The sequence below is a fragment of the Methylocystis parvus OBBP genome, from assembly GCF_027571405.1.
In the GTDB taxonomy this organism is placed as follows: Bacteria; Pseudomonadota; Alphaproteobacteria; order Rhizobiales; family Beijerinckiaceae; genus Methylocystis; species Methylocystis parva.
The window spans coordinates 1814411-1840658 of the sequence record NZ_CP092968.1 but is presented as its reverse complement, the minus strand read 5'-3'; the positions used below and the strand labels follow the sequence as shown (position 1 = coordinate 1840658).

27 protein-coding genes and 1 pseudogene are annotated in these 26248 nt (G+C 65.1%); 12 read left to right on the top strand and 16 right to left on the bottom strand.

Annotated elements, in window-relative coordinates; genetic code table 11:
* The first annotated feature begins 52 nt into the window (after window positions 1-52).
* Complete coding sequence (locus tag MMG94_RS09025) at window positions 53-643, top strand: hypothetical protein (protein ID WP_026016016.1); 591 nt, start codon at window positions 53-55, stop codon at window positions 641-643.
* A 68-nt stretch (window positions 644-711) separates the two neighbouring features.
* Here MMG94_RS09025 and MMG94_RS09020 read toward each other — a convergent pair whose 3' ends face one another.
* The 4 genes from MMG94_RS09020 to MMG94_RS09005 form a co-directional block, all read right to left on the bottom strand.
* On the bottom strand, window positions 712-1014 hold the full coding sequence (locus MMG94_RS09020; protein WP_016918273.1) for a DUF5132 domain-containing protein: 303 nt from the start codon (window positions 1012-1014) through the stop codon (window positions 712-714).
* A gap of 83 nt (window positions 1015-1097) precedes the next feature.
* Window positions 1098-4037, bottom strand: a complete 2940-nt coding sequence (locus tag MMG94_RS09015; RefSeq protein ID WP_016918274.1) for a cation-translocating P-type ATPase — start codon at window positions 4035-4037, stop codon at window positions 1098-1100.
* Between the two features lie 12 nt (window positions 4038-4049).
* Window positions 4050-4526 (bottom strand): hypothetical protein, encoded by a 477-nt coding sequence (locus tag MMG94_RS09010; RefSeq protein ID WP_016918275.1) that lies wholly within the window; start codon window positions 4524-4526, stop codon window positions 4050-4052.
* Entirely contained in the window at window positions 4519-4845 is a 327-nt protein-coding gene (locus tag MMG94_RS09005) for a DUF5132 domain-containing protein (protein WP_016918276.1), read from the bottom strand. The genes MMG94_RS09010 and MMG94_RS09005 overlap by 8 nt, the downstream gene beginning before the upstream one ends.
* A gap of 154 nt (window positions 4846-4999) precedes the next feature.
* Between MMG94_RS09005 and MMG94_RS09000 the strand changes: the two genes are divergently transcribed.
* Entirely contained in the window at window positions 5000-6175 is a 1176-nt protein-coding gene (locus MMG94_RS09000) for a lytic murein transglycosylase (protein ID WP_026016018.1), read from the top strand.
* Between the two features lie 38 nt (window positions 6176-6213).
* On the opposite strand, the gene MMG94_RS08995 is transcribed toward MMG94_RS09000, so the two are convergent.
* The gene (locus MMG94_RS08995) at window positions 6214-7371 is read right to left on the bottom strand and encodes an AI-2E family transporter (RefSeq protein ID WP_026016019.1); all 1158 of its coding nucleotides are present in this window, start codon (window positions 7369-7371) and stop codon (window positions 6214-6216) included.
* Window positions 7372-7527: 156 nt separating this feature from the next.
* Entirely contained in the window at window positions 7528-9231 is a 1704-nt protein-coding gene (locus MMG94_RS08990; RefSeq protein WP_016918279.1) for a hypothetical protein, read from the bottom strand.
* 141 nt (window positions 9232-9372) lie between these two features.
* Between MMG94_RS08990 and MMG94_RS08985 the strand changes: the two genes are divergently transcribed.
* The 4 genes from MMG94_RS08985 (at window position 9373) to MMG94_RS08970 (ending at window position 11746) form a co-directional block, all read left to right on the top strand.
* A complete protein-coding gene (locus MMG94_RS08985; protein ID WP_016918280.1) occupies window positions 9373-9636 on the top strand; it encodes a hypothetical protein in 264 nt (87 codons plus the stop codon).
* A 72-nt stretch (window positions 9637-9708) separates the two neighbouring features.
* Window positions 9709-10323: a ribonuclease D gene (locus MMG94_RS08980; protein ID WP_016918281.1), complete on the top strand. Its 615-nt coding sequence runs from the start codon at window positions 9709-9711 to the stop codon at window positions 10321-10323.
* Window positions 10324-10365: 42 nt separating this feature from the next.
* Entirely contained in the window at window positions 10366-11199 is an 834-nt protein-coding gene (gene lptC, locus MMG94_RS08975) for an LPS export ABC transporter periplasmic protein LptC (RefSeq protein ID WP_016918282.1), read from the top strand.
* A 7-nt stretch (window positions 11200-11206) separates the two neighbouring features.
* A complete protein-coding gene (locus MMG94_RS08970; protein ID WP_016918283.1) occupies window positions 11207-11746 on the top strand; it encodes an LptA/OstA family protein in 540 nt (179 codons plus the stop codon).
* Window positions 11747-11792: 46 nt separating this feature from the next.
* On the opposite strand, the pseudogene MMG94_RS08965 reads toward MMG94_RS08970, so the two are convergent.
* A pseudogene (locus tag MMG94_RS08965) lies at window positions 11793-12122 on the bottom strand (transglycosylase SLT domain-containing protein); the annotation flags it as partial.
* A gap of 496 nt (window positions 12123-12618) precedes the next feature.
* Between MMG94_RS08965 and MMG94_RS08960 the strand changes: the two are divergent.
* Window positions 12619-12906: a DUF3175 domain-containing protein gene (locus MMG94_RS08960; protein WP_016918285.1), complete on the top strand. Its 288-nt coding sequence runs from the start codon at window positions 12619-12621 to the stop codon at window positions 12904-12906.
* Window positions 12907-12908: 2 nt separating this feature from the next.
* Here MMG94_RS08960 and MMG94_RS08955 read toward each other — a convergent pair whose 3' ends face one another.
* A complete protein-coding gene (locus tag MMG94_RS08955) occupies window positions 12909-13859 on the bottom strand; it encodes a hypothetical protein (RefSeq protein WP_016918286.1) in 951 nt (316 codons plus the stop codon).
* Between the two features lie 146 nt (window positions 13860-14005).
* Between MMG94_RS08955 and MMG94_RS08950 the strand changes: the two genes are divergently transcribed.
* Window positions 14006-14554, top strand: a complete 549-nt coding sequence (locus MMG94_RS08950) for a hypothetical protein (RefSeq protein ID WP_154419899.1) — start codon at window positions 14006-14008, stop codon at window positions 14552-14554.
* Window positions 14555-14718: 164 nt separating this feature from the next.
* Here the strand turns inward: MMG94_RS08950 and ettA are convergent, their stop codons facing one another.
* Both ettA and MMG94_RS08940 read right to left on the bottom strand, forming a co-directional pair.
* Window positions 14719-16371, bottom strand: a complete 1653-nt coding sequence (ettA, locus tag MMG94_RS08945) for an energy-dependent translational throttle protein EttA (RefSeq protein WP_026016021.1) — start codon at window positions 16369-16371, stop codon at window positions 14719-14721.
* Window positions 16372-16514: 143 nt separating this feature from the next.
* The gene (locus MMG94_RS08940) at window positions 16515-17204 is read right to left on the bottom strand and encodes a hypothetical protein (RefSeq protein WP_016918289.1); all 690 of its coding nucleotides are present in this window, start codon (window positions 17202-17204) and stop codon (window positions 16515-16517) included.
* 254 nt (window positions 17205-17458) lie between these two features.
* Between MMG94_RS08940 and MMG94_RS08935 the strand changes: the two genes are divergently transcribed.
* Complete coding sequence (locus MMG94_RS08935; protein ID WP_016918290.1) at window positions 17459-17629, top strand: hypothetical protein; 171 nt, start codon at window positions 17459-17461, stop codon at window positions 17627-17629.
* Between the two features lie 6 nt (window positions 17630-17635).
* Here the strand turns inward: MMG94_RS08935 and MMG94_RS08930 are convergent, their stop codons facing one another.
* Complete coding sequence (locus MMG94_RS08930; protein WP_016918291.1) at window positions 17636-18127, bottom strand: YcgN family cysteine cluster protein; 492 nt, start codon at window positions 18125-18127, stop codon at window positions 17636-17638.
* Between the two features lie 251 nt (window positions 18128-18378).
* On the opposite strand from MMG94_RS08930, the gene MMG94_RS08925 reads away from it, so the two are divergent.
* Genes MMG94_RS08925 through MMG94_RS08915 form a run of 3 tightly spaced genes read left to right on the top strand, consistent with a single transcriptional unit; the run spans window position 18379 to window position 21783 of the window.
* Complete coding sequence (locus tag MMG94_RS08925; RefSeq protein ID WP_016918292.1) at window positions 18379-20601, top strand: transglycosylase domain-containing protein; 2223 nt, start codon at window positions 18379-18381, stop codon at window positions 20599-20601.
* A gap of 10 nt (window positions 20602-20611) precedes the next feature.
* Window positions 20612-21199: a DUF1214 domain-containing protein gene (locus MMG94_RS08920; RefSeq protein WP_016918293.1), complete on the top strand. Its 588-nt coding sequence runs from the start codon at window positions 20612-20614 to the stop codon at window positions 21197-21199.
* Window positions 21190-21783 carry a DUF1254 domain-containing protein gene (locus tag MMG94_RS08915; RefSeq protein ID WP_016918294.1) on the top strand — a complete coding sequence of 198 codons (594 nt, stop codon included), beginning with the start codon at window positions 21190-21192 and terminating at the stop codon, window positions 21781-21783. The genes MMG94_RS08920 and MMG94_RS08915 overlap by 10 nt, the downstream gene beginning before the upstream one ends.
* A gap of 120 nt (window positions 21784-21903) precedes the next feature.
* Here MMG94_RS08915 and MMG94_RS08910 read toward each other — a convergent pair whose 3' ends face one another.
* The 5 genes from MMG94_RS08910 to MMG94_RS08890 are packed head-to-tail and all read right to left on the bottom strand — an operon-like array spanning window position 21904 to window position 26166.
* Window positions 21904-22305 carry a DUF1178 family protein gene (locus MMG94_RS08910; RefSeq protein WP_016918295.1) on the bottom strand — a complete coding sequence of 134 codons (402 nt, stop codon included), beginning with the start codon at window positions 22303-22305 and terminating at the stop codon, window positions 21904-21906.
* A gap of 3 nt (window positions 22306-22308) precedes the next feature.
* Window positions 22309-22572 carry a glutaredoxin 3 gene (gene grxC / locus MMG94_RS08905; RefSeq protein WP_016918296.1) on the bottom strand — a complete coding sequence of 88 codons (264 nt, stop codon included), beginning with the start codon at window positions 22570-22572 and terminating at the stop codon, window positions 22309-22311.
* A gap of 51 nt (window positions 22573-22623) precedes the next feature.
* Window positions 22624-23394 carry a ComF family protein gene (locus MMG94_RS08900; protein WP_016918297.1) on the bottom strand — a complete coding sequence of 257 codons (771 nt, stop codon included), beginning with the start codon at window positions 23392-23394 and terminating at the stop codon, window positions 22624-22626.
* 55 nt (window positions 23395-23449) lie between these two features.
* Window positions 23450-24628: a CobW family GTP-binding protein gene (locus MMG94_RS08895; protein ID WP_016918298.1), complete on the bottom strand. Its 1179-nt coding sequence runs from the start codon at window positions 24626-24628 to the stop codon at window positions 23450-23452.
* Window positions 24625-26166, bottom strand: a complete 1542-nt coding sequence (locus tag MMG94_RS08890) for a D-alanyl-D-alanine carboxypeptidase family protein (protein WP_016918299.1) — start codon at window positions 26164-26166, stop codon at window positions 24625-24627. Before MMG94_RS08890 ends, MMG94_RS08895 begins: the two co-directional genes overlap by 4 nt.
* Window positions 26167-26248: the final 82 nt, after the last annotated feature.

Here is a 26248-nt window from a genome sequence, read left to right as displayed (position 1 = left end):
GTCGGTTGCTCAAATCCCGCCGATCGAATTCCAAACGGCGAAGAGTGACCACATGACCAGCATTGCCGACACCGCCTTCAAGACCCTCGAGGAGCAGGGCCGTCTCCTCAACGCCGTCCTCAAGGGCCCGACCGAAAAGCCAGGCCGCTTTGGTTTTCGTGGCGAATTGGCGCTCATCTTCCAGGAACAGCTCGCGGACGAAAAGCGCCCGCCGGAGCGTTCCGTCGATCAGGTGATCGCTGTCGCCAATGTCGGAGAATCGACAATTCCGTTCTTCTGCTGTTACCTTCATTCCTTCGAGTGGCTGACCGATCTCGCCCAGGTGACGAAGGGCCTGTTCTCGCCCGAAGGAAAATATTTCATTTTCTGCAACAATATCGACCTGCTCTCCAAATATGAGGTCGAGATCGACGGCGTCACCTACAACGTCCTGCCGATCGACGAATCCACCGTTTACAACGAGCTGCTCGAACTGCTTTATCTCGACAAGGGAGATCTGAAGAAGCTCACCACCGGCGGCAAGACGGACGCCGTGGCGGACGCCGCGCTGGGTTTCAACGCCAAATTCGACGTCATCAGCTACGCGCAGGGCGTGGAGCGCATGGGGCCGGTGCGCAACCGCAACGCCAATCGCCCCGTCTGACGACGCTACGCTGGACGCCAGCCTTTGAGCGGCTGGCGTCCGGAAAGTTCTTTACGCGTGAAGGCTCTTTACGCATGCGCGTGGCCGCGCTGTCCCTCGGCGGACATGCCGCCATGCGCCTGACCGTTATGCGACTGCGCCTCGTGACGAAGTTCGGCGCGGGCCTCCTCGATCAGATCGCCCGTGGCCTCCCGCATTGACGCATAGGTTTCGTCGTAAATCGTCATCCCGGTCTTGATGACGCCTTTGACGACCGGCCGAAGCGCCCTGCCGAGGGCAGGCAGCAAGGTTGGCGCGAGCATAAGAGCGCCGATTCCGAGCACGACCGGGCCGGCTCCCTCCATTTTCGCCACGTCTTCCAGCAGCGCCATCTGACCCTCCTAAAGCAAGTTGTGCCGCTCGCGGAAATTCGGTCCGTCAGCATGCGTTTCAAGACGCATGTGACAGATTTATTTCAAATTGTTCGCGCGGCGTTCGCCTCGGTTCCCGCCGATCCCGTCAGCTTGACGAATTCATTGGCGACGAGCGGCGCGGCCGCGCCGGCGATCGCGGCGGCGAGATCGAGACGCCCGATCGGCGCGACGCCGAGCAGGCTCCTGAGAGGGGGAAAAGCCATGGTCAGCGCCTGAAGCGCGAGCGACCCTGCGACGACGCCGGAGAGGGTCGGATTCCTCGGAAGGTCCGGGCTCATGAGGCCGTGCTTTTCGGACCTTGCGCCGAGCGCGTGCAAAACCTGAGCGGCGACGATGCTCGTAAAGCAAATCGTGCGGGCGCGCGGCGACAAACCATATTTCAATACGCCGTAGAGATAGGCTCCAAGCGAACCCGCCGTGATAAAGCCGGCTTCGCGGGCGAGCGTCCGCGCCGACCGGGCGTCCATCACGTCGTCTCCGGTCGGCGTGGGCGACCCGTTCATGACGTCGTCATGCGGCGGCTCCAGCCCCAGCGCAAGGGCGGGTGCGACATCCGTGACGAGATTGATCCACAAAAGTTGCGCGGGCGTCAGCGGCTGGCCGAGATTGAAGGCCGGCGCGAGCAGCATGAGCAGGATTTCGCTCATATTGGTCGCCAGCAGATAGCGGATCGCCCGCCTGATATTGGCGTGCGTCGCGCGGCCCTGCCTGATCGCGGGAATAAGCGTTTGGAGGCGGTCGTCCTGCAGGATGATGTCGGCGACGTCCCGCGCCGCTTCGCTGCCGCTCGAGCCCATGGCGACGCCGATATCGGCCGCCTTGAGCGCCGGACTGTCGTTCACGCCGTCGCCGGTCATCGCGACGACATGGCCCGCCCGCTGCAAGGCTTTGACGATCTCCAGCTTCTGGCCCGGCGTGACGCGGGCGAAGACCTGCGGAATTTTCGCGTCCTTCGACATATGTTCCAGCATGGGGATGGCGTCGGCGTCGATAATTTGCGGGTCGCCGCCGTCGCAAAGATCGAGCGCGCGCGCGACCGCCGCGGCGGTCAGCCGCTGATCGCCCGTGATCATGACCGGATGGACGCCCGCGCGCCTGAGCGCGCCGAGCAATTCGGCGGCGCCGGGACGCAAAGGGTCGGCAAGGCCGACGAGGCCCAGAAAGACGAGGCCGCCCGGGGGCGGATTTTCGCCGCGAAACGCGCGCCAGGCGACGCCGAGAACGCGCTGTCCCTCTCCCGCCAGCCGCGCATTTTCCTGTCTCACGTCGCGGCGCATTTCCGCCGTGAGCGCGACGGTCTCATTGCGGAGGGCGGCGTGGCTGCAAAGCCCCAGAACTTCTTCCGGGCTTCCTTTCACCGCGGCGAGCTTCGCCCCGCGCCGGGCGCTGTGCAGCGTGGTCATGAAGAGCTGCCGCTCCGATCGGTAGGACACCCGCTCGAGCGGATAGTCGCGCCGCAGGCGCCGGACGTCGACGCCGGCTTTCTTCGCAAAATCCAGCAGCGCCGTTTCCGTGGCCGAAGGCGCCGATCCGTTGTGAGGATCTTTCTCGTCTTCCGGCGCTTCGTTGCAGAGCGCGACGATCTCCGCGAGCCTGCGCAGCGCCGAGCCGGGGGGCGGCGGTGAGAAAACGTTGTCGCATCGATAGGCGGCGCCGTCGCAACTGACTTCCGCCGCCGACATGCGATTGAAGGTCAGCGTGCCGGTCTTGTCGAGACAAACGACGTCGACCGAGGCGAGCGTTTCGACCGCATCGAGCTTGCGGATCAGAACGCGGCGGCGGCGCATCTCCCGCACGCCGAGCGCCAGCGTCGTCGTGGCGAGCGTCGGCAGCCCCTCGGGAATGGCGGCGACGGCGAGCGCGATCGCGTTTTTGAGAGTCGCAAACAGGCCGAAGCCTCGAAGGAGGCCGACGGCGAAGACGGCCGCGCAGGCGCCTCCCGCGAGAAAAGTGAGCCGCCGCCCGATCTGCGCGAGATGTTTCTGCAAGGGCGTGTCGGGCGCGCTCGCGCCGGACAGAAAATTCTGAAGCTGGCCGATCTCCGTCGCCGCGCCCGTGGCGACAACCACGGCGCGGCCGCTCCCGCCGGTGACCACCGTGCCCCGATAGACGATGTTGGCGCGGTCGGCGAGCGCGACATTGCGATGATCGAGCGGCTGCGCGGATTTCGACGCCGGCGAACTTTCGCCGGTGAGCGTCGCTTCGTTGATCGCGAGCCCATCCGCCGCGACGATGCGGGCGTCGGCGGCGACGATGACGCCGGGAAGCAGGTCGAGCATGTCGCCCGGCACGGCGCTTTCGACCGGGACGACCTGGCGCTTGCCGTCGCGAATGACGGGAACGCCCTCGCGCGCATGCTGCGACAGCGCGCGCACGGCGCGCTCGGTCTGCGCTTCCGTCACATAGCCGATGCCCGCATTGAGGGCGACGACGGCGACGACGACGATGGCGTCGGCCACGCCGCCGGTAACGACGGAGAGCGCCGCCGCGCCGATGAGGAGAGCGACGGGGAGGCTCTGGAACTGCTCGAGCAGCATCTCCATTCTGTCGCGCGCGGGAATGGCGGGAAGCACGTTTTCGCCGTAGCGCCGCCGGCGGCGCGTAAAGGCTTTGGCTGAAAGGCCCTGCATGGAGCTGCGCAGCCTTTTCAGCGTTTCGTCAACGCGCAGCGCATGCCATGGCGCCGCGCGCGGCTGCGCGCTCAACTCTAATTTGCCGGCGGAATAACGCAGCAATACGTCTTCAACCGCGCCGACGATCGCCGCCGCGGCGCTGCGTGGATCGAACAATAAGAGGAGCGTCCCCGTCGCAACGCTCGCATTCGCCGCGCTGATCGAATGCGCCCCGCGCAACGCGCCTTCCAAAGCGCGTTTGAGGCTGCTTACGCCCTTCAATCCGCGAACCCGCAGCCTCAGTCTGCCGGGCACGGCGGCGTGCACGATGCTGACGCCCGCTCCGGCGAGCGATGCTTCAAGCGACATGGCGTTTTCCCGTCAGCGGGATTGGCGATCGCGATTGGGCGACCAGAGACGGAGCCCCTCGCTCGCATACCAGAGCAGCGTCACCGCCGGCGCGAGCGTCCGGCCCCGCGCGAATTGAAGAAGGCTCGCGCCCATCAGCGCGAGGATGACGAAGCTGCGCGCGTCGCCGCCGAAAAAGCGCGAGAAGCGCTGATTGGCGGTTTCGACCTGCAGGCGCAGTTGCGGCAGGCTCAGCCCCGTTTCCGGCGGCGCGTCGACAAGTGCGAAAGGCGTGGACTCGCCGAGCGCGCGGACGGCGTCGCGCGCATGTTCGGAGACGATGAGAACGCTCGCCGTTGTCGCATTCGCCTCGACCGCGAGGTCGGCCCGGTCTCCGAGCCGCCGCGAAACCTCGGCGAAAAACGCCTTGTCGTGGCGCTTCTCGGGGATGCGCAAGCGCAGGCGCGACGGCGTCTCGTGAACAATGTGGGCCGCAGGCTTTTCAGCCATGGGCCTTCCTTTCGGCCTCGGGCTTCGCGCCGAAAGGCACGATGTGCTCCCGCGCGTCTTCCTTATGCGCGCCGTCAGGATGGGGGTCGCTTCTCTCCGTTTCGAGTTCCGAGCGAACTTCCGCGACGACGTCGCTCATCGTTTCGGCCGCTTCGCCGACAACGCCGCGTAGGCGGTCGTACATCTGCACGCCGGCGCGGACCGCGCCTTTCGCCAAAGAGCGCTTTTGCCCATTGTCTCGATTGAGCAGAGTCGCGGCCGCGCCCCCGGCGGCTCCGGCGGCCAATGCGAGCAGAAGACTGCGACCGATATGCGCCATGGCGGGAGTCTCCGGTTTAACTGCGGTGACAGCTAGTGATAGCGTTGCGCAATGCGCCTTCAAGCGCGGCGGGCGGCGCAAATGCGGCTCTGCAAGCAGCCGCCCGCCCGGCTGCCGCATGAAAATTTATTCCTCTTGCGTTACGCTCTCCGCCATGAAAGCGAATCACCTCGCGCTCGCTTCGGCGGCGTTGCTCGTCCTTGCAAATCCCGCCCGCGCGGACTGGACCTCCTGCCTCGGGGGCTTGCGTCACGCCGCGGCCGGCGCGGGCGTCAGCCAGCAGACCATCGCTTCGGCGACGGACGGCATGGAGCCGAACGACGCCGTGTCCTTCATGGACAAGCAACCGGAATTCACCACGCCCGTCTGGGATTACGTCGCCGGTCTCGTCGATGAGGAGCGCGTCGAGGAAGGGCGCGCGATGATGCAGAAATATGCGAGCGCCCTGCATGCCGCGCAGTCGCGTTACGGCGTCGATCCCGCGACCGTCGTCGCGGTGTGGGGGGTCGAGAGCGATTTCGGCAAAAGCTTCGGGAAGCGCTATGTCCCGCAATCGCTGGCGACTCTCGCCTGCGAGGCGCCGCGCCGGAATGACTACTGGCGCAAGGAATTCATCGCTTCGCTCAAAATTCTCGATAGCGGCGACGTCGCCAAGGACGAGATGCTGGGCTCCTGGGCCGGCGCCTTCGGCCATACGCAATTCATGCCCTCGACTTTCCTCGGCACGGCGGTCGATCTCGACGGCGACGGCCGCCGCAATATCGCCAGCTCAGCGGCGGACTCGCTCGGCTCCACCGCCAATTATCTGAGGAAAAGCGGCTGGCGCGCGGGCGAGGCGTGGGGCTTCGAGGTGCGCCTGCCCGAGGGCTATGGCGGCGGCGCGGGGCGCACCCGCAAAATGCCGATGTCCCACTGGGAATCGCTCGGCGTCACCCGGCTGGACGGCGGCGGATTGGGCGGCGGCTCGGCGGGCCTGATGCTGCCGGCGGGCAGGAACGGCCCGGCCTTCCTCGTAACGAAGAATTTCGACGCCATCTACGCCTATAATGCCGCCGAGTCCTATGCGCTGGCGATCTGCGTCCTCTCGGACCGGTTGCGCGGGCGCCACGGCATTCAGACGCCCTGGCCGACGGACGATCCCGGCCTGTCGCGCGCCGAGCGGCGGGAGCTTCAGTCGCTCCTCATCCGCGCGGGCTATGACGTCGGCGATCCCGACGGCGTGATCGGGACCAAGAGCAAGGAAGCCATCGCCGACTATCAGGGCCGCGCCGGCCTGCCGCGAAACGGCCGGGCGAGTCTCAAAGTGCTGAACGCCCTGCGTGGCCGATAGGCCGCCCGCTTTCAGGCCGGTGAGGCGCGCGGCGCCGCTCAGGACATTTTGAGTTCCGGCGGCGCGACGGAGTTCGGTTCGGGCGCGGCCTCCGGAACCGCCGCGCCTTCCGCGGTGGGGGCCAGCTCCTCTGCGATCCAGGCCGAGCCGAGCTCCCACACGACGGCGAGGACCACCGGGCCGACGAAGAGGCCGACCACCCCATGAGCCATGATGCCGCCAATGACGCCGATGAAGATAACCGGGATCGGCGTCGATAATCCGTGAGCAAATATGAATGGCTTCAATACGTTATCCATGTAATTAACAGTCAGCATGCAGATCGTCAGGCCGAGCGCGGCGGGCGTCGACAGCGTCGTCCAGGCCCAGAAGACCACCGGCGCGACGATGAGCAGCGGTCCGATCTGCACGATGCCGAGGACAAGAATGGCGATGGTCAGGACGTTTGCGCCGGGGACGTCCGCCAGAAACATGCCCGCCCCGCCGACGATCGCCTGCATGATGGACAGGCCCATGACGCCGCGCGAGACCGCGTTGATCGTGGCGCCGGCCAGATTGAGGTAATTCTCGCCATTCGCCGGATCGATGCGCCGCGCCAGCGCGCGCATGCCGATGAGGAGCTGCGTGGCATAGGCCAGCAGGAAACCGGACAGGATCACCGACAGCAGGAATTTCAGCGTCCCGACGCCGGCGTTGCGCGCCATGCCGAGGAGATATTCGCCAACCGGCTTGAGCTGCGGCAGGATCTGGGTCAGCGCGCTGCGCAGATTGGTCGAAGCGAGCTCCCAAAACGAATATATCTGCGCGCCGATCAGCGGCCAGTCCTTCACCGAGACGGGCGGCGGCGGGATCACGAAGTCGCCATTCTCGAAGCCCGCAATGACGCTTTTGACCGGATCGACAAAGCCGAGACCCATCCAGGTCATGGGCCCGATGACGAGCGCAAGCGCCACGATCGTGATGAGGATCGCCGCAATGGTCTGGCGGCCGCCAAGCCATGCCGCCAGCCGGTCGAGCAGCGGATAGAGCGCGACGGCGAGAACGACGCTCCAGACGATCATCGCGCCGAAAGGCGCGATGATGACGAAGGTCCAATAGGCCAGAAAGCCGATCACGACGAGCCGGATCGACATTTCGATGAAGAGGGCGTTGAAGCGGCGCTCGCCGCCGCCGAATTTGGTCAAGTCGTCGGGCACGCGTTGGTTCCGTTGTTCGCTGCGCTGCAGCAAGAGTGAGCCCGCCTTGCCCGCGAAGCAAGGGGCGCTGTTGACGCGCCGCCGGACGGCTCTGCGGGAGACGCCGCGCCGGAAGGGCAGTTTACTGCAAATTAGGTCGGTTTTCGCGAAGCAGGATTAATGGGCGCGCGCCTCCGTGAAGGCGAGCGTCACCTTGGATTTCACGAGGTCGCGAATATTCTGCGACCAGCAGGTCGCGTCCAGCGCCTCCCCGATGCGCCGCTGATCGGCGAGCCCGAGATCGGACAGTCGCGCTCTTATGCCCGAGACGCGCTCATAATCGCCGCGGGCCGCGGCGAGCGCCAGCTCGACAGTGAGGATGATCGTCGAGTCGGTGCGGGACGCCGCCCGGCGCAGACGCGGCCGGTCGTCATATTCGCCCCGGCGCATCGCATCGATAGTGACGGCGATCGTATCGGTCGGCGTCAGATCGGCGGCGATGGCGCGGGCTTTCTCGATCAGCGCGACGCCTTCGGCATAATCCCCGGAACCGAGAACGAAACGGGCTCCGACATCCGCGAGCGCCAGGGGGTTGTTCGGAAATCGCTCGATCGTTTCGCGCGCTTGCGCCCGAAACGCCTCGACGTCGCCGGCGCAGAGCGACGACGCGTATTGAGCGACGCGCGCCAGGAAGTCCGTGTCATTCATGCTCGCGGCCCGGGCGGCCATGTCGCTCGCCCGGGCCCGCGCCTCCGGCAGCGAGAAGTCGCTCAGGCGGAAATTATGCGGGTCGAGCGTCAGAAGAGCGCCGATGGACAGGGTCTCGGCGTCGAGCGGTCCTCGCGCCTCGGCCGCCGCGAAGCAGCGCCATGCCGGCGCATAGTCCTGCGATTTGAAGGTTTTCCAGTAATGGAAGGCGCGCAGTTGGCAGGACAGCGCTTCGTCGCTTGAGGCCTGAATGGCGTCAGCCTGCACTCTTGCAATATCCGCGACGATTCCGAAGGGATTGCCGACGTCGCGGCCGATTTTCGCGACGAGGTCCCGCTGCATCGCCATCACGTCTCCGGCGGAAAGGCGCATTTCGTAGCGGTTGGTCCAGCGTACGGCGTTGGTCCGGCCGTCGAGGAGCAGAACGGTCGCCTTGACCTGATCGGAGATCAGCCGCAGCGAGGCGCGGACGGTGAAGTCCGGCTTGGCGCCCCCATCCATCGCGCCGGCCGACGTCTCGTCATTGAGCGGGATCACGGTCATCCACTGATAGTCGGAGAGGACGTCGGCCAGATCGGCTTGCAGGCCGCCGGCGATAAATTCCTGCCCTTCTTTGTCCGCATGCCATTCGAAGGGGGCGACGGCGACGATCGGGCTGCGGGCGCCGGCCGCGAGGGGCGGCGGGGCCATGACGAGGAATCGCCAGGCTGCGGCGCCGGCGATAGCGACAGCCAGGGTTAACCCAATCAGGAGAAATGCTCGGCCGGAGCCGCGTTTGGCGGCGGCGACTTCCGCCGCCGGAATCGCCGCCTCGAGGGCCGGCGCCGGCGTGAAGACGGGGCGATACTGGCCCTTGGGAATGGAGATGACGATCGAGGCGTTTTTGCCTTCGGTCAAATAATAGCGCTCCAGCGCCTGGCGCAACCGTCCTGCTTCGACGCGGACGATGCTGTCTTGCTGCGGATCAAAATCATTTGGTCGGCTAAAGACTTCCGTCGCGATCGAATAGGCCTTGACGCGCTCCCCCCGGCCCTCGAGCTCCTCCGTCACGAGATAGGAGAGGAGCGCGCGCTGGCGCTCGCTCGCCCCGTCGAGGCCGCTGTCGAACGCCCGATGCAGCTCCTCCAGCACGGCGAGTTTAAGCGCCTGTCCATTCGGGACAATTCGACTCAAATGCGACGCTCCTGAACAATCATGGCGTTACAGTCACATGTTAACGCCTGGTACGTGCCTGTCATCCCGCCGAGCCTACGACAATCTCGCCTTCGTCGAAACGAGCGTCGCGCCTCGCGCGCCGTGTTGGGAGCTGAATATATGAATGAGATTGACGAAGCCGGGACGGACCGGGAGCCGGAAAGCGACGGCGCGAAGCTCGAACAGGCGCTTGTGGAGGCCCATTATCTCGGTCTCTCCCTGCGGGCGCTGGCCGCGAACCGCAATTTCCGCTACGCGGCGATCACCGCCTCCGTCTGCGAATTGCTGATCGGCTGGGCGCGGTTCGTGGGCGACAGGCTCCAGGCCGGAGAACAGCCTTTCGTGTCAGGTCCGGCCCCGCGCCGGCCGCCGCGCAAGAAGTAACCGGTCCTTTCGACAAGCTTTCCGTTTTTCGGATAGGATAAGCGGAAAGCATTCAGGAACGAATCGGACGCCATGGCCATCAGACTGCATCAGGGCGACCTCCCCGCGGAGGCCGCCCTTTCGAACATCGTCGCCATCGACACGGAAACGCTGGGCCTGAACCCCCACAGAGACCGGCTGTGCCTCGTGCAGCTCTCTTTCGGCAATGGCGACGCGGAGCTCGTGCAGATCGCCAAGGGCCAGACGCGCGCGCCCAATCTCGAAAAGCTTCTCGCTGATCCGAACATACTGAAGCTATTCCATTTCGCGCGTTTCGACCTGGCGATCCTGGCCAAAACCTTCGGTTTCATGCCGGCGCCGGTCTATTGCACCAAGATCGCGTCCAAGCTCACCCGCACCTATACCGACCGCCACGGGCTGAAGGATCTGGTGCGGGAATTGGCGGGAATCGAAATCTCCAAGCAGCAGCAATCCTCGGATTGGGGCGCGGCGAACCTGACCGACGCGCAGCAGGCCTACGCCGCCTCGGACGTGCTTTATCTGCATCAGCTCAAGGAGAAGCTGGACGCGATGCTGGCGCGCGAAGGGCGAAACGAACTCGCCTGGGCCTGCTTCGATTTTCTGCCCGCGCGGGCGCAGCTCGATCTCGCCGGCTGGCCGGAGATCGACATTTTCTCGCATGAGTGAGTTGGCCCCGAATTCGCCACGCCGCAGCCCGATAATTGCGCCATGACCGAGGGCAGCGCCGCCGACACGACGCCAGTGAAGCCGACCGCCCGCCGTCCGGCGGGGGGCGAGGGCGCGCCCGCCGGAACGCCGTCCGGCGGCGGCCGGGACAGGCTCGCCGCGCTCACGGGCCGGCGCGAAAGCGCCTTTCCCGAGGCGTTGCGTCATACGGCGCGCGTCACGCAGCTGCGGCGCTGGATCATCTGGGGCGTCGGCGGGACGGTCGCTCTGGTGGGGCTCGGCCTCGCGGCGAGCTCCCTGCGCTTCCTGCCCATCGATCTCAATCTCTCGCGCATCGCGCTCAAGGGCACGCGCATCGTCATCGAGACGCCGAAGCTCGTCGGCTATCGCAAGGACGGCAAGCCCTATGAAATTCGCGCCAAAGTGGGCGTTCAGGATATTTCGACGCCGGACGTCTTCGATCTCGACGGCCTTGATGTGAGGGTTGAGACGGAAGGCGCAAATCCGATCGTCCTGACCGCCGCGAAGGCCAATTACAGCACGAAAAACGACAAGGCGACGCTGAGCGGCGGCGTCAGCGTCTCCGACGGGAAGAATTTCGACATGCGCATGGCCGCCGCCGCGATGGATTTCAAATCCAGCGTCATGACGTCCGACCAGAAGGTCGTCTTGAAGATCGAGGGTGGCGAGGTCGTCGCCGACACGGTGGAATTTTCGCAAAAGGAGCGCCGCGCCACCTTCGCCGGCAATGTCCATTCCATTCTCTATGGGGAGGATGAGGCCGCGCAAGCGAGCGTCAAAGCGAGCGGCGAGACTCGAGAGCGCGAAACTCAAAACAACGGCGCGGCCCAGGACGGCTTGCGCGCGGCGCAGTGAGAAGACGATGAAACGCCTGACATTTTACGCCTCGATCGCCGCCAGTCTCGCGGTTCTCGCCGGCCCTGCCGACGCCAAGGGCCGCTCGGGCGGCATATTGCCCGGCGCCACGGCGAAGGACCCGTTGAACATCGACGCCGGCAAGCTCGATTATTTCGACCAGGAACAGAAGCTGATTTATTCGGGCAGCGTCATCGTGACGAACGGCCCTTCGACCCTGAAGGCCTCGCGCATAACGATCTTTCTGGAGGGCAAGGGCGTCGCGTCCGGCGCGACCAGCAATGACCGCGTGAAGCATATCGAGGCCGACGGACCCGTGACGCTCGTATCCAAGGATCAGATCGGCACGGGCGACCATGGCAGCTATGACAAGGCCGAGAACAAGGTTTTCCTCTCGGGCAATGTCACGCTGACTCAGGGCGATAATATCGTGAAGGGCGACCGGCTCGTTTATGACGTGACGAGCGGCGTGGCGAGCATACAGGGCGGGGGCGCCCAAGGAGGCCGCGTGCGCTCGACCTTCCTACCCGGTTCCGCGAAGCAGTAAGAAGCCGCTCGCAAAGAGCTGCGAGCGGCGAAGCGCGGCGCGCGAATCATTCCGCGTTCAGCGCTTCCTTGTGCAGGAGGCCGAGCATGCCGCGGCGCTTCGCTTCATAATAATAGCCGCCGGCATAGAGCTGGATCGCGCGCGCTTCGCTGCCGCCCGAAAGCTTGTAGGCGTTGGCGAGATAGGGAACCGCGTAGGCGAGATTTGTCTCGGCGTCGAGCAGGCCGTTCGCGGGGCCCTTATAACCCATGCCCCTGGCCGTATCGTGCCGGATCTGCATGAGGCCCCAATAGGGACCGTTGCGCGCGGCCGGGTTGTAATTGCTCTCGCGACGCACCGAACGGTGGATGAGCGACTCCGGAATGTCGTACAGCCGGGCGTAGTGGGAGATGCGGGCGTGGAGTCCGTCTTTTCCTTCGAGATTCGCGTCCGTCCGCGGCTCGTTGACATAGGATTCCGGCGCGGACGCCACCGGCTGCCCTGTCTGTGAGCATCCGGCGAGGACGAGAGTCGCCAAGACTGCGGCGCAAGCAGTTGATTTCATCTGTTAATGTTTCCCCTCAATGCGCCCCGACAAATACGTTCATCGTAAATCGCCATGGCGACATGGCGAAATCGTGGCGGTAGGGTTCGCGGGAGGCGCCGGTCTGTGCGCGGCCGCACCGACGGAGGGTTAAGAAAGGGTCACTTTAAGCGCGTTCGATGCAGTTGTTTCAGGGGCGAAAGTCAGCGGGGCTTTTTCAGGAGCGCTTTCAGGTCCAATCGGCCCGGCCGCGACAACGGCCGGGCCTTTTCGTCTCGGCGGGCGAGACCTGTTCGGTCCGCTCCATATTCCGCCGGCGCGCTCTACCTGCTTTCGAGGGAGAAGCCTCATGGCCGCGCGTAAGTCGAAATGGTCGCAAGACGTGACGCGGCGGAGCAATGCGCTCGACCTCGAGCGAGGGGTCTTCACCTTCGACGATCCGAAAGCGATTGCGCTCTCGCTGAAAAGCTCCGCCGAAGCGAGCGCGCGCAGAAAGGCGACGCCCTTCCGCTCCGCCATGTCGATGCTGACCTTTTACATCAATCGCGCCGGCAAAGGCCTGTCGAAAGAGCGACGCAGCGTGCTGGAGGCGTCGAAGGCCGAGTTGCGCAAATTGTATGGCGTGGAGCGCGGATAGCGCTAGGCGTTTTTCCCTGGCGAAGGCAGATACATCGTACGGAACTGCTCCGGAACGGTCGCAAGCTCCGTCTCCAGCGCTTCATCCTCCGCGATGGCGTAAAGCCAGGCGAGATAGATCTCATCGTTGAAAAAGGCCGTGACGGCGTCGCGCGCCGCCTCGCATTTCTCCTCCGGCAGGAAAGGCGCAGGCGGCTTGTCGAAGGCGCCGTAATAGACGCCCGTCAGAAGAAAGGAATTCTCCCAGGCGACGGGCGGCCGCGCATCCGCGAGCTGCGCCGGCTGCTGCAAGCTTCCTCTCAGCATGTCATGGACGCCGACAAAGAAGGCCATAAGCTGCGCGCGCCAGTAGCGATCTTCGATCGACAGCGCGGATGCGAGCCAGGGGCGGATTTCTTCGGGCGCGAGATATTTGAGGCAGAAGAACAAGGACGCCGAGAGATCTCCGCTTGGCTCTCCCCAGCCCCATGTTCCCCACTGGGTTTCTTCCCGGCAAAGCGCTTCGCCGCGCCGGATGCATCCCTCTGCCCAGCAATTCATGCCCATGATCGCGCGGCCGAACGTATTGAGCGCGTCGCGCTCGAAGCCGCGATAGGGTTCGCGCGTCACACCTTCGGGGTAGATGGCGAAGAAAGCCGTCGCCAGCGCTTCGACCAGCGGTCTTTCGAGTGCGCCCGCGCGCATGGCGAAGGCCGTTTCGTCGGCGAGCAGGTAATGAAACCAGTCGATCCATTCGCGGTCTTCGCCGAAGCTGCATGTCGCGCTGGCGATGTCGAAGAGCGCGCCGCGCGGGTTGTCGTCGGTATCGAACGTCGCGCGCTCGCCGCTCATCACATAGGCGCCGCGCATGGGCGCGCGGGGGCGGGGGAAATGCGCATGGAGGCGGGAGAGCGCCGCGTCGTCCGGGCCTTGGCCGGGGAGCCAGAGGAAGGGGTTTGAGGTTTTCTGTTTCACGTCGCGCGCTCTTGTTGCGTGACGGAGAATAAAGCGAGCCTCGAGCGGATGCTGTGCGCGGCGACACGGGGGGCTATTTGACGCAATCGGCATTGGCAAAAATTATGTGCCGGGTGACATTATGAATGTCACTACGGAGAAGCGTGATGTCGAATATCTACCGTCGGTTTCCGAAAAGGTCTACTTGGGCGGAGTTTTCACAGCGCTTATGCAAGTATCTTCGCGTACCCTACGGCTCGAAGTTCGTCTTAGTTTCCGCGAACGGTCGGCAGGTTCGTGACGACAAGATATTCACGAGACGGATAATATCGCCGTCTGTATTGCCGCGGCGTCCGCGACAAACCGTCAGAGATATCCTTGATGGTATTGAGCAAATGTTGGCTACGCCGCCTTCGCAAATTCGTTGTGCAATAGAAGCGCGAGCCCCGAACGGCCAGCGAATTGACACCCGCACCCATGTGGAAACGTGGCAAGCGATGGAGCCGACCCTCACGCCAAGCCAGCGGGAAGCGAAACGAATACGAAAAGACGAAATTGAGAGTTTTCTCCGACCCCGCGCCGCTCTATGCATTGAAGAGCTTGAGGAAGGGTTGGAAGACCCGGAAGACAAGGTACCAGTGGCTCTGCTAGCTGAACTCGTCGAGCGCTACGGAATTGACGCCATACGGGCCGCGATATCGGAACTGCGCGTCTAAAGTCAGCCGGCGTGGCTTGGGCGCGTTCTCAAAAGCGCATTCACGATAACGTCGTCATTGCGAGGAGCGAAGCGACGAAGCAATCCAGGGGCCGCGTCTCGACTCTGGATTGCTTCGCTTCGCTCGCAATGACGGTAGTTAGCCTTGCGGGGATCAGCGGCCCCTTACCGCGCAAACTTCTTGTACTTCAGCCGGTGCGGAATAACGCTGTCGACGCCCAGCCGGCGCTTCTTGTCTTCCTCGTAATCGGCGAAGTTTCCTTCGAACCATTCCACATGCGAGTCGCCTTCATAGGCGAGAATATGCGTCGCGATGCGGTCCAGGAAAAAGCGGTCATGCGAGATGATGACGGCGCAGCCGGCGAAATCGGCGAGCGCGTCTTCCAGCGCGCGCAGCGTTTCGACGTCGAGATCGTTGGTCGGCTCGTCGAGCAGCAGGACGTTTGCGCCGCTCTTGAGCATCTTGGCGAGATGCACGCGGTTGCGCTCGCCGCCCGAGAGCTGGCCGACCTTTTTCTGCTGATCCGCGCCCTTGAAGTTGAAGGCCGAGCAATAGGCGCGGGAGTTGATCTCGCGCTTGCCGAGATAGATCACCTCATTGCCTTCGGAGATCTCCTCCCACACCGTCTTGCCGGCGTTCAGCGCGTCGCGCGACTGGTCGACATAGCCGAGTTGCACGCTCTCGCCAATCTCGATCGTTCCGTTGTCGGGCTTCTCCTGCCCGGTGATCATGCGGAACAGAGTCGTCTTGCCGGCGCCGTTCGGGCCGATCACGCCGACAATGCCGCCCGGCGGCAGCTTGAAGGAAAGATCGTCGATCAGCAACGTGTCGCCAAAGGCCTTGGAGATGTGCTCGAAGTCGATGACGTTCTGGCCAAGACGCTCCGCCACCGGAATGATGATCTGCGCGGTCGTCGGCGCCTTGTCGTTCTGCTTGGCGACAAGCTCCTCATAGCGCTGGATGCGGGCTTTGCTCTTGGCCTGACGGGCCTTGGGCGAGGCGGCGATCCACTCGCTTTCGGCTTCGAGCGCGCGCTGGCGGGCCTTGTCTTCGCTGGCCTCCTGCATGAGGCGCTTCTGTTTCTGCTTCAGCCAGCTCGTATAATTGCCCTCATAGGGAATGCCGCGGCCGCGATCGAGTTCGAGAATCCAGCCCGTGACGTTGTCGAGGAAATAACGGTCGTGGGTGACGATCAGGATCGCGCCCGGATAATTGCGCAAATGCCCTTCGAGCCAGTTCACCGTCTCGGCGTCGAGATGGTTGGTCGGCTCGTCGAGCAGCAGCATTTCCGGCTGTTCGAGCAGCAGCTTGCATAGGGCGACGCGGCGGCGCTCGCCGCCCGAGAGCTTGGTCACGTCCGCATCGTCGGGCGGACAGCCCAGCGCGTCCATGGCCTGATCGACCTGGCTGTCGAGATCCCACAGGCCCTTGGCCTCGATCTCGTCCTGCAGCTTCGTCATCTCGTCGGCCGTCTCGTCCGAATAATTCATCGCGAGATCGTTGTAGCGGTCGAGAATGGCCTTCTTCTCCGCGACGCCGAGCATGACGTTGCCGCGCACGTCGAGCGCCGGATCGAGCTGCGGCTCCTGCGGCAGATAGCCGACGCGCGCGCCCTCGGCGACAAAGCCCTCGCCGGTGAATTCCTTGTCGATGCCGGCCATGATGCGCAGCAGCGTCGACTTACCCGCGCCGTTGACGCCGAGCACGCCGATCTTGGCGTCCGGGTAGAAAGACAGGTAGATATTGTCGAGGACCTTCTTGCCGCCCGGATAGGTCTTGGTGAGGCCCTGCATATGATAGATGAACTGGCGCGCCATATCGCCTCGCAAAGAGAGGAATTTGGCGGCAGTGTTTAGAGCATTTCGACCGCCCCTGGGAAGCGGATTGTCGCTCCCCGGCCGAAAGACGCCGCCCTCGCCTCTGGGGACCGGCGGCGTCGATCGGCCGAAAAGCGCGTTTTTCATTGCGTCCGCATAAAGCCCATGACGGTCGCGCTGAGCGCGCTGCCGGTGAGCACGAGGGTCGCGCCGAGCGCCAGCAGCGCCGAGAGATTCAGAGTCAGGTCATAGGCGCTCCCGGCAAGCGCGATAATGCCCAGCACGATCGCCGCCAACCCGGCAAGCGCCTGAAGGCCGGCCGAGCCGGAGGCCATTTCGCTGGCGAGCATTTCGCCGCCGACGAATTGAGATTGTCCGCCGCTGAGCGCGCTGATGCGCAACGCCCGGCGCATCAGGAAAAGATGCCAGACGGCGTTGCTGCTGAGCAGCAGCGCGGTTCCGAAAGCGATCACGGCGATCGGCGTCAGCGTTCCCGAATTGATCCCCAGCAAAGCCAGGATGCCGAGCACGACGCCCGCGGCGCCGACGAGAAAGACGACGGCCAGGCTGTTGCCGCCAAATTGCTCGCTTGAACTTGTCGTCGCGACGCCCGCGGGGAAGGCGATCTGCGCATATTCCGAGACCATGGCGCCGCCTTGAATGAGAAGGGCGACGCCGAAGACGATGGTGGCGATCGCCGTCATGTAGGCGGGCGCGATCCCGACCAGTCCGCAAATCGCGAGAACGATCGTGGCGACGCCGCCGATCGCGTCGATCAAGCCGCCATAGGCGACGGCGTTTTCGCTGGTGGTGGCTTCTCTGGTGATGGACATGAGGGAAGACTCCGGCCGCTGGCCCCCCGGCGTCGGGTAGCTAGCGTTGGGCGCCGGAGCGGCAAGCATGGCGTTCGGACGGCTCGGGGCGCCGGCGCGCTGGCGGCTTCTCAAAGAAGCCGTCGCCTGTTATTGGCGGGGAGCCGCGCGGATAGCGGCGGAGAATGGGACGGGTTTTCCGACTTGGCGGCTGCGACTGCGGGGATGCAGGGTTTTGCGGCGGTTGCGGCGGCGACTGAAGCGGAAGGCGTTCGATGGGCTTCCTGATCGGGATTTTTATCGGAATCCTGACCATCGTCGCGGCGCTATACGTCGCGATCGCGCGGCCGACGCCGCCCTGGCGTCGTCAAGACGAGTCGCAGACGGCGTACGACGCGCCGGAATGGGCGGGGTCGGATTTGTCCGGCGACCACGCGGACGACTGACGCCTTTCAGTATCGCGCCTTTTTCGGCCAGCGTTTCGGCCAGACGCGGATATAGTCCGGCGTCTCCTCCTCCTCGATCTCGGCCTCGCTGACCTCCACCTTGCCGCGCACCGAGACGCCGGCGCGATAGACGGTCTCGGGATCGCCCGAGATCAGTGGATGCCAGGGCGGCAGCGGCCTGCCTTCGTTGCGCAGCACATAGGCGCAGGTCGGGGGCAGCCAGTCGATCTCCTGCAATTTCTTGAGCGTCAGCCGGACGCAGTCGGGCACATGGTCGCGGCGGTTTTTGTAGTCGCCGCAAAGGCCGGTCTCGCGGTCGAGCATCCTGCAGGAGACGCTCGTGTGGTAAACGCGGCCATTGTCCTCATCCTCGAGCTTGACGAGGCAGCAGCGCCCGCAGCCGTCGCAAAGCTTCTCCCATTGCGTGCGGGTCAGTTCCGAGAGCGGCTTCTCCCAAAAGGGAGCGTCCGCGCCGTTTCCGCCTTTTTCATCCGCCATATCTGATCCGTTCGGCCCTTCCGCCGCTAGATCCCGCCGCGTCGGACCGACGCCCGAACATGGATGAGGTGATCGATTCAAGGGTTTGGCGCGCGCGCCTCATGCGAAAGCCGGTTCCGACTTTTCGCGAGCGGCGCTCCGGGCGGAAACCATAACCGCAATGAGGGGCGCGGCGGGCGTCGTCAAGATGGTTTAAAAAGTGCTAACGTCGTGCGCCGGGTTCTTTTCGCCGGCCGGGGAGCTTGCGGACCTTGTTCGAGCGTTTCACGTCCTCGCCTTTCATCAAGCGCATCAGGCGCATTTTGCTGTCGATGGACGCGCTCATCGATTCGAGCGTCTTCGACAGCCAGCGGCGTTCGCGCGAGATTTACGAGGATTTCTCCACCTATATGGAGCGCTTCCATGTCTCGGGCTTCGCCCGGGTCGCGGTGGAAGCCGCCTGCGAGGGGCTCACGCTCGGACTTGGCGGCCTTATTGTTCTGCTTGCGCTTGCGGGCTCCGCCTTTCAGATGACGAATGAGGGCGACTGGCTGAAGCAGACCGATCTCGCCGTCACCTTCCTCGATCGCTACGGCAATGAAGTCGGCCAGCGCGGCATCAAGCATGACGACGCCGTGCCGCTCGAGGAATATCCCGATTATCTGATCAAGGCCGTGCTCGCGACGGAGGACCGCCGTTTCTACGAACATTTCGGCATCGACGTCATCGGCACGGCGCGGGCGTTGACCGTCAACGCCCGCTCGTCCGGCGTGGTGCAGGGCGGCTCCTCCATTACCCAGCAGCTCGCTAAGAATCTCTTTCTCTCCAACGAGCGCACCATCACGCGAAAGATCAATGAGGCCTTTCTCGCGCTCTGGCTCGAGCATCATCTGACCAAGCGGGAAATCCTGAAGCTTTATCTCGATCGCGTCTACATGGGCGGCGGCGCCTTCGGCATTCAGGCCGCGGCGGAGTTCTATTTCGGGAAGTCGGTGAAGGAGGTCACGCTCGCCGAGGCCGCGATGCTCGCGGGCCTCTTCAAGGCGCCGACGAAATACGCTCCGCACAACAATCTGCCGGCGGCGCGCGCCCGCGCCAACGACGTGCTCAACAATCTCGTCGACGCCGGCTTCATGAGCGAGAGCCAGATCGTCGGCGCGCAGCGCAGCCCGGCGACGCCCGTCGACCGCCAGCGGCAGGAGAGCCCCGACTGGTATCTCGACTATGCCTATGGTGAGATCCGCAAACTCGCGTCGGCGGGCAAGCTCGGCGACAATCGCGTGCTGACGGTGCGCACCGCGCTCGATTCGAATGTGCAAAAACACGCCGAGGACGTGATCGAAAAGAATCTGCGCGAGCAGGGCCGTTCCTACCACGTCAAACAGGCGGCAATGGTGGTGATGGAGCCGGACGGCGCCGTGCGCGCCGTCATTGGCGGGCGCGACTATGGCGAGAGCCAGTATAATCGCGCGACGGACGGATCGCGCCAGCCGGGCTCTTCCTTCAAGCCCTATGTCTATCTGACGGCGCTCATGAGCGGCAAATTCAAGCCGACCACCATCGTCACCGACAGACCCACCTGCATCGGCAATTACTGCGTGCACAATTACAGCGGCGGCTATGCGGGGTCCATGCCGCTCGCCATGGCGCTCGCGAAATCGCTCAACACCGTCGCGATCCAGCTCTCTCAGGCGATCGGCAATGGCGATTCCCGCGTCGGCCGCGCCAGGATCATCGAGACCTGCCGCCGGCTCGGCATTACGACGCCGCTCGAGGATACGCCGTCGCTGCCCGTGGGGCAGAGCAGCGTCATCCTGCTCGAGCACTCCGCCGCCTATGCCGCTTTCGTCAATGGCGGCAAGCGCGCCGTCCCTTACGCCGCCGTCGAAGTCCGCAATCGCCAGGGCGATCTGCTCTATCGCCACGATCGCGACGCGCCGCCGCAGCAGCAGGTCTTGCCTTATGAGAAAGTCGTGGACCTCGCCGGCATGATGAAGAAGGTTGTCGAGGAAGGCACGGGCAAACGCGCGCAGCTTGGGCCCGACATCGACGTGATCGGCAAGACCGGAACGACCAATGGTTACAAGGACGCCTGGTTCTGCGGCTATTCCGGCACGATGGGCGGCTGCGTCTGGTTCGGTAATGACGACAACGAACCGATGAACAATATGACCGGCGGCACCTTGCCCGCGGGCACCTGGCGCGACGTGATGGCCTATGCCCATCAGGGCGTTCCGCTGAAGCCGATCGTGGGATTGAAGCCGGAGGCGAAAACCGACGTGGCGGCGAACGGCGCCAATGGGCTGAAAGCGCTCGAGCTCGGCGCGCCGCAACGTCCGGCCACGCTCTCCAAGGGCGCCGTGCAGGCGCTGGAATCGATCGAGAAGAAAGCGAAGACGCTCGGCGCCGGCCGGCAGAGCTCGATTGGAGCTCCCGCGACGATTGCGCAGCGTCCGGAACGCGACGCTTTTCCGACCATCGGCGCCGTGCAATAGCGAGCGCGCGATGAATCGTCCTTACGCCAAATATCTTCGCGCGGGATCGGCCATGCTGGGCGGGCTTGCGCTCGGCCTCTTCGCGACGGCGCTCTCGCTCGACTCGGGCTATGGCTTCAACCCGCTGCGCGCGGGGCCGTGGACCGCATGGCCCTCTCTCGGCGGCGCGGATATCGATCCTTACGGCCGCGCCGTCGTCTCGCGCACGGGAGAGGCGCCGCTGGGACGGGATCAGGGCGTCGCTTTCGTGGCGGCCGAAGACTCGAACGGCGCGCCGCTCGACGGCGCCTGCGAATATCGTATCGTCGATGCGCTGCCGCCGGCCCGCTTCTGGACGCTGTCGCTCGCAACGCCGACCGGCGCCTTGATCGACAACCCCGCCGGCCGCTACGGCTTTTCTTCCGTCGACATTTTACGGCGCGAAGGCGGGGCCTTCGACGTCGCCGTCGCGCGCACGGCCCGCGCCGGCAATTGGCTCTCGCCGGGCGAGGCGCGCCGTTTCGTCGTCGTGCTGCGTCTCTACGATACGCCGCTCGATACGGATGCGCGCGCCGACCCGAACAGCTTTCCAAGAATCGTGAAATCGACGTGCGCCTGAGGCTCCCCGACCGCTTCTTCGACTATCTGCCATGGGCGGCCGCGACCCTGCTCGTCGCGGGCGTCGTGCATATCGTGTCAGTGCTGCTGATGCCGACTGTGGCGCCGCGCGACGCATATGCGCGCCTTCTCGCCGCCGCGGGCTCCGGCGCGACCAACACGCTTGTCGTGCTGCCGCCCATGGCGCCGGGCGCCGAGCCGTTGCCTTTCGAGGATCCCGCCTTCGCCGAGGCCGTCTGCCTTTTCGATTTGTCGAAAGGATTGCTGCGCGTCGCCAGCAATGTGGACGGAGATGATTATCTGGCTCTGTCTTTCCATGCGCTCGCGGGCCGTCTTTTTCACGCCGTCACCGATCGCGCGGCGATCAAGGGCAAGATCGACATTGTGATCGGCGACGCGCGCCAGATCGACGCGCTGCAGGCGGCGAGCGAAGAAGCGCCGCCGCAGGAAGTGCGTCTGACCGCGCCGACGAAGCGCGGCTTCGTGCTCGTGCGCTCTCTCGCCAGGCGCCCATCCGATCAGGCGCGCGCAAGGGCGCGTCTGGCCTCCGTGACATGCGAGCGCTTCGATCCGCCGAAGGATTAGGCGTTCATTCACGGCAGGTTGCGAGCGGAGCGAAAAGAGTGCGCTGCTCGCCTTGCAACAGCGTCTCGACCGGGCGCAGGACTGCGCGAGCCTCCCGGCGCGTAGCCGATCGCGGACGCGCTAATTGCCGTCGTTGGGCGAGCCGGGAATGGGGAGAATCTTGATTCCCTCTTCGAGAAGCGCCTTGGCCTCTTCAAAGGTGGCGCGGCCGCGGATCGGCCGGCGGTCGGCCTCGCCGTCCTCGATGGCGCGGGCTTCCTCGGGGAAGCGTTCGCCGACATCCTCCGTTTCCGACACGACTCTCTCGCGCAAATCGCGGATCATCTGGCGCAGCCGGTCGGCGTCGTCCTCGCGTCCGTTGCGCGAGATGCGGGGCGCCATCACGCCGCGCGAGATTTTCGTCGAGGCGCAATAGGGGCATGTGACGAAGCCCCGTTCGCACTGCGCGTCAAAGGTTGCGCTGTCGCGAAACCAGCCGTCGAAATCGTGGCCTTCGTCGCAGACCAGCGTGTAATGAATCATGTTTCAGGCCTTTGCCGCGAGGAGCGGATCGAGGCCGCCATTTCCGTCGAGCGCGTAAAGATCGTCGCAGCCCCCGACATGCCGTCCGTCGATGAAAATTTGCGGAACGGTCGTGCGGCCGCCAGCGCGCTCGGTCATGGCGGCGCGTCCTTGCGCATCGCCCGCGACGCTGATTTCCTCGAACGACGCGCCTTTCTGCGTCAGCAGCTTTTTGGCTGCGATGCAATAGGGGCAGGTCGGTGTGGTGTAGATTTCAATTCGCGCCATCCGGCGGCCACCTGAATCGACATTTTCGTTGCGCCGCTTATACGCCGGTTGTCACGCGCTTGTCACGGCCCGGGCGAAGACGAGGAGATCGACCTGAGCCGCGCCCGCCTTCAATAAAACGCGGGCGGCGGCGTTCGCCGTCGCGCCGGTGGTGAGCACGTCGTCGACAAGTGCGACATTACGCCCCTCGATCAGCGGCGCGCGTTCCGCATCGACGCGAAAAGCGCCAGAGAGGTTTACGGCGCGCTGGGCGCGGGAGAGCCCCACTTGCGGCGCCGTCGACTTCACGCGCAGCAGCGCCTGCGTTTCAACGGGGACGCCGCATTCGCACGAAACGACCCGCGCCAGCTCCGCCGACTGGTTGAAGCGCCGCGCGGCGAGACGCAGGCGATGGAGGGGGATTGGAACAAGAAGGTCGGCATCGGCCAGAATATCCGCGCCCGCCCGCGCCATCCAGCGTCCCATCGGACCAGCGAACTCCAGCCGGTCGTGATATTTTAGCCGATGCGCGAGTGAACGCGCCTTGTCGCTGTCATAGCGCGCGACCGCGCGGGCGCGGCGAAAGACGGGCGGATTGGCGGCGGCTTCCGGCGAGATGAGCCCCGGCTGGTCGAGGTCCTGCGCGAAGGGCGTGCCGAGCCGCTCGCAAAAGGGCCGCTCGATAAAGGCGATCTCCCGCCAGCATTCAGCGCAAAGCGCGCCATGCTCCGCGACCGTCTTGCGGCAGATGAGGCAGGAGGCGGGATAGACAAGGTCGAGCAGATAGGCGCCGGCGCGGCGGGCGGCCGTTGCGGCGGTGGTAAGGCGGGAGGCCAACTGCATCCTGGCAGTATCGCTCAAAGCCGCCTCTCTGTCCCTCCCCCGCTTCGCGAAGGGGTCAACCCAGCAACCCGCCCCGCGCCGGCGCCAGCGGATTGTTCGTCAGCGCCTCCGCGTCCGGCGTATCCGTAGCCGGCATATGGATCAGCGCCGCATAGAGGCCCTCGACGAATTTCCAGTCGAGATCCTTCACGATAAAGACGATGCGCGTGCGATGGTCGTCGTCGGGCCAGGCGTCGAGCCGGTGCGGCGGATGGAAGACATGCTGCACGCCGTGAATGACGACGGGCCGCGCGGGATCGTCCGAGAGCGCGACGATTCCCTTTACGCGCAACAGCCGCGGGCCATGCGTGTGGCGCAGCAGATCGATGAAGATGTCGAAAGAGGGCGGCGTGAAGGGTTCGTCGCCCGTCAGGCAGAAGGCCTGGATATGGTCGTCATGGCGGTTGACGTCGCGATGATGGTGGTCGCGACCATGATGCGCATGGCCGTGACCGTGGCCATGGTCGTGGTCATGTCCGTGATCATGCGCCTCGTCGACCGCCTCCGCGTTCAGCCAGTCGCGCACGCGCGGGGTCTTCGTCGCCGGGTCGTAAAGCCCGCAATCGAGCAGCGCCGCGGGCGTCGCCTCCTCGGCGTCGAGAATGCGCGCGCCGGGATTGAGCGCGGCGAGACGCGCTTTCAGGCGCGCCGCTTTTTCCGGGCCCTGGGGCAGATCGGATTTCGTGACGACGATACGATCGGCGACGGCCGCCTGCTTGACCGCCTCCTCATGCGCGTCGAGCGTCGCCTCGCCATTGACGGCGTCGACGACCGCGACAACCCCGTCGAGCCGGAAGCGCAGCACGAGATAGGGATGGTTCATGATGGTGTGGAGGATGGGCGCCGGATCCGCGAGGCCCGTCGTCTCGAGCAGGACGCGTCGAAAAGGCTCGATGCGGCCATTGTCGAGCCGCCGCAGCAAATCCTCGAGCGTGTTCACGAGATCGCCGCGAATGGTGCAGCACACGCAGCCGGAGCTCATCATGATCATGTCGCCGTCGACCTTCTCGATGAAGAGATGATCGAGCCCGATTTCGCCGAACTCGTTGATGAGGACGAGCGTGTCGGCGAGGTCCGGGCTGGCGAGAAGCCTGTTGAGCAGCGTGGTCTTGCCGGCCCCGAGAAAGCCGGTCAGCACGGTCAGCGGAATGGGCGGCGGCGGCCGTCTCGCCGTCGCCGAAATGGCGTCGTTCACTGAGTCTTGACCTGTTGGGGCTTCGCGGCGGTTTGGGTCTTGGCGGACGCCCTGGATTTTCCGGCCGTGGCGGCCGGCTTGCCGGCGGCGGGTTTGGCCGCAGCTTCGGCGGGCGTCTTTGCGGCGACCTTGGCCGGCGCGGCCTTGTCGGCGCTCGGCTTGCTCGCCGATTTGGCGGGCGCCTGCTTGCCCTTGCCTTTGCCCGGCTTGTCCGCGGGGGCGGCGTTCTCGTCCTGCATGATGCTCTCCGCCGGGGCGGGCGTCGGGAGGGTCGCCGTCGCGGCCCCGCGCTTGGCGCGCCTGCCCTTGCGCATGCTCACCGCGTCCGGCGCGGCCTTGCTGATCGGCGACGCCTCGCCGCCTGTCGGCTCGGCGTTGGCGTAGGCCGCGAGATCCGGCTGCTCGCCGATCGCCGCGCCGGGCGCGCGGGCGCGGGCGACGGGGCCGGCATAGCCTGGGGCGCGGCCGGCGAAGACCTGCACAGGCTGAAATTGCGGGCGCGGCAGGCGAGCAATGTCCTTCACGCTGATGGCCTGCTGGCCGCCGCCGACGGCGTCGAGCAGCGGGATGCCGGTGGGCGCGGAGCCGATCGGAATTGAGATGTCCTCGACCTCGCTCATGAATTCCATCGTCGCCGCGCCGCGGTTGCGGCAGACGCTGTCGCGCATGTCCGGCGCGGCCGTCGGGCCGGCGCTGGGCAGCGAAGCGAGCGCGCCTTGCGCGCCGCCGGTCTGGAAAGCGCGATCGAGCAGCGCCGCGGCTTTGGCGGTGCGGGCGTTGGCGGACGGCGCGCCGAGGACGACGGCGATGAGCCGCTGGCCGCCATGCGTCGCGGAGGCGACGAGGTTGAAGCCGGCGGGGCAGGTGAAGCCCGTCTTCATGCCGTCCGCGCCGGGATAGCGGCCGAGCAGGCCGTTATGGGTCGGATGGACCTTTCCGCCGATCTGCATGGCGCCGATGTTCCACAGATTGGAATATTCGGGAAATTGCAGATAGAGCGCCCGGCCCAGGATCGCGAGGTCGCGGGCCGAGGTCACCTGACGGGAGTCGGGCAGGCCGTTGGGATTGACCCAGACCGACTGCGTCATGCCGAGCTTCTGCGAGGCGGCGTTCATTTCATCCGCGAAGGCCTCGACGGAGCCGCCGACGCCTTCGGCGATCGTGACGGCGATATCGTTGGCCGATTTCACCATCAGCATGATGAGCGCGTTTTGCAGCGTGACTTCCTGGCCGACGCGGAAACCCATCTTGGACGGCGCCATGCGGGTCGCGCGCGGCGACACCATCAGCGGCGTGTCCATCGTGATGCGGCCGGCCTTCACGGCTTCCAGCGCGACATAGGCCGTCATCAGCTTGGTGAGCGAAGCCGGATACCAGGAGGCCGTCGCCTGATCCTGCTCGAGCACCGAACCCGAGGCCACGTCGATGACGAGCGAGGGGGTCGCTTGCGCGATCGAGGCGGCGAAGGGCGCGCCAAGAACGGAGGCGAGGCATGACGCGAAGGCGCCGCGGCGGACAAATCGCTTCATCTTCGTCATGGGCAAATGTCTCTTGAGGCTCGCGCTACGGGGGAAGACGACGCAAAAAGCATACTGACCATCCCGAAACGGTTCAAATATG

Bases quoted from the DNA above. Each gene is read 5' to 3' on its own strand.
- MMG94_RS09025 (WP_026016016.1), top strand. From the start codon at position 53: ATGACCAGCATTGCCGACACCGCCTTCAAGACCCTCGAGGAGCAGGGC.
- MMG94_RS09020 (WP_016918273.1), bottom strand. From the start codon at position 1,014: ATGGCGCTGCTGGAAGACGTGGCGAAAATGGAGGGAGCCGGCCCGGTC.
- MMG94_RS09015 (WP_016918274.1), bottom strand. From the start codon at position 4,037: ATGTCGCTTGAAGCATCGCTCGCCGGAGCGGGCGTCAGCATCGTGCAC.
- MMG94_RS09010 (WP_016918275.1), bottom strand. From the start codon at position 4,526: ATGGCTGAAAAGCCTGCGGCCCACATTGTTCACGAGACGCCGTCGCGC.
- MMG94_RS09005 (WP_016918276.1), bottom strand. From the start codon at position 4,845: ATGGCGCATATCGGTCGCAGTCTTCTGCTCGCATTGGCCGCCGGAGCC.
- MMG94_RS09000 (WP_026016018.1), top strand. From the start codon at position 5,000: ATGAAAGCGAATCACCTCGCGCTCGCTTCGGCGGCGTTGCTCGTCCTT.
- MMG94_RS08985 (WP_016918280.1), top strand. From the start codon at position 9,373: ATGAATGAGATTGACGAAGCCGGGACGGACCGGGAGCCGGAAAGCGAC.
- MMG94_RS08980 (WP_016918281.1), top strand. From the start codon at position 9,709: ATGGCCATCAGACTGCATCAGGGCGACCTCCCCGCGGAGGCCGCCCTT.
- lptC (WP_016918282.1), top strand. From the start codon at position 10,366: ATGACCGAGGGCAGCGCCGCCGACACGACGCCAGTGAAGCCGACCGCC.
- MMG94_RS08970 (WP_016918283.1), top strand. From the start codon at position 11,207: ATGAAACGCCTGACATTTTACGCCTCGATCGCCGCCAGTCTCGCGGTT.
- MMG94_RS08960 (WP_016918285.1), top strand. From the start codon at position 12,619: ATGGCCGCGCGTAAGTCGAAATGGTCGCAAGACGTGACGCGGCGGAGC.
- MMG94_RS08950 (WP_154419899.1), top strand. From the start codon at position 14,006: ATGTCGAATATCTACCGTCGGTTTCCGAAAAGGTCTACTTGGGCGGAG.
- ettA (WP_026016021.1), bottom strand. From the start codon at position 16,371: ATGGCGCGCCAGTTCATCTATCATATGCAGGGCCTCACCAAGACCTAT.
- MMG94_RS08940 (WP_016918289.1), bottom strand. From the start codon at position 17,204: ATGTCCATCACCAGAGAAGCCACCACCAGCGAAAACGCCGTCGCCTAT.
- MMG94_RS08935 (WP_016918290.1), top strand. From the start codon at position 17,459: ATGGGCTTCCTGATCGGGATTTTTATCGGAATCCTGACCATCGTCGCG.
- MMG94_RS08930 (WP_016918291.1), bottom strand. From the start codon at position 18,127: ATGGCGGATGAAAAAGGCGGAAACGGCGCGGACGCTCCCTTTTGGGAG.
- MMG94_RS08920 (WP_016918293.1), top strand. From the start codon at position 20,612: ATGAATCGTCCTTACGCCAAATATCTTCGCGCGGGATCGGCCATGCTG.
- MMG94_RS08910 (WP_016918295.1), bottom strand. From the start codon at position 22,305: ATGATTCATTACACGCTGGTCTGCGACGAAGGCCACGATTTCGACGGC.
- grxC (WP_016918296.1), bottom strand. From the start codon at position 22,572: ATGGCGCGAATTGAAATCTACACCACACCGACCTGCCCCTATTGCATC.
- MMG94_RS08900 (WP_016918297.1), bottom strand. From the start codon at position 23,394: ATGCAGTTGGCCTCCCGCCTTACCACCGCCGCAACGGCCGCCCGCCGC.
- MMG94_RS08890 (WP_016918299.1), bottom strand. From the start codon at position 26,166: ATGACGAAGATGAAGCGATTTGTCCGCCGCGGCGCCTTCGCGTCATGC.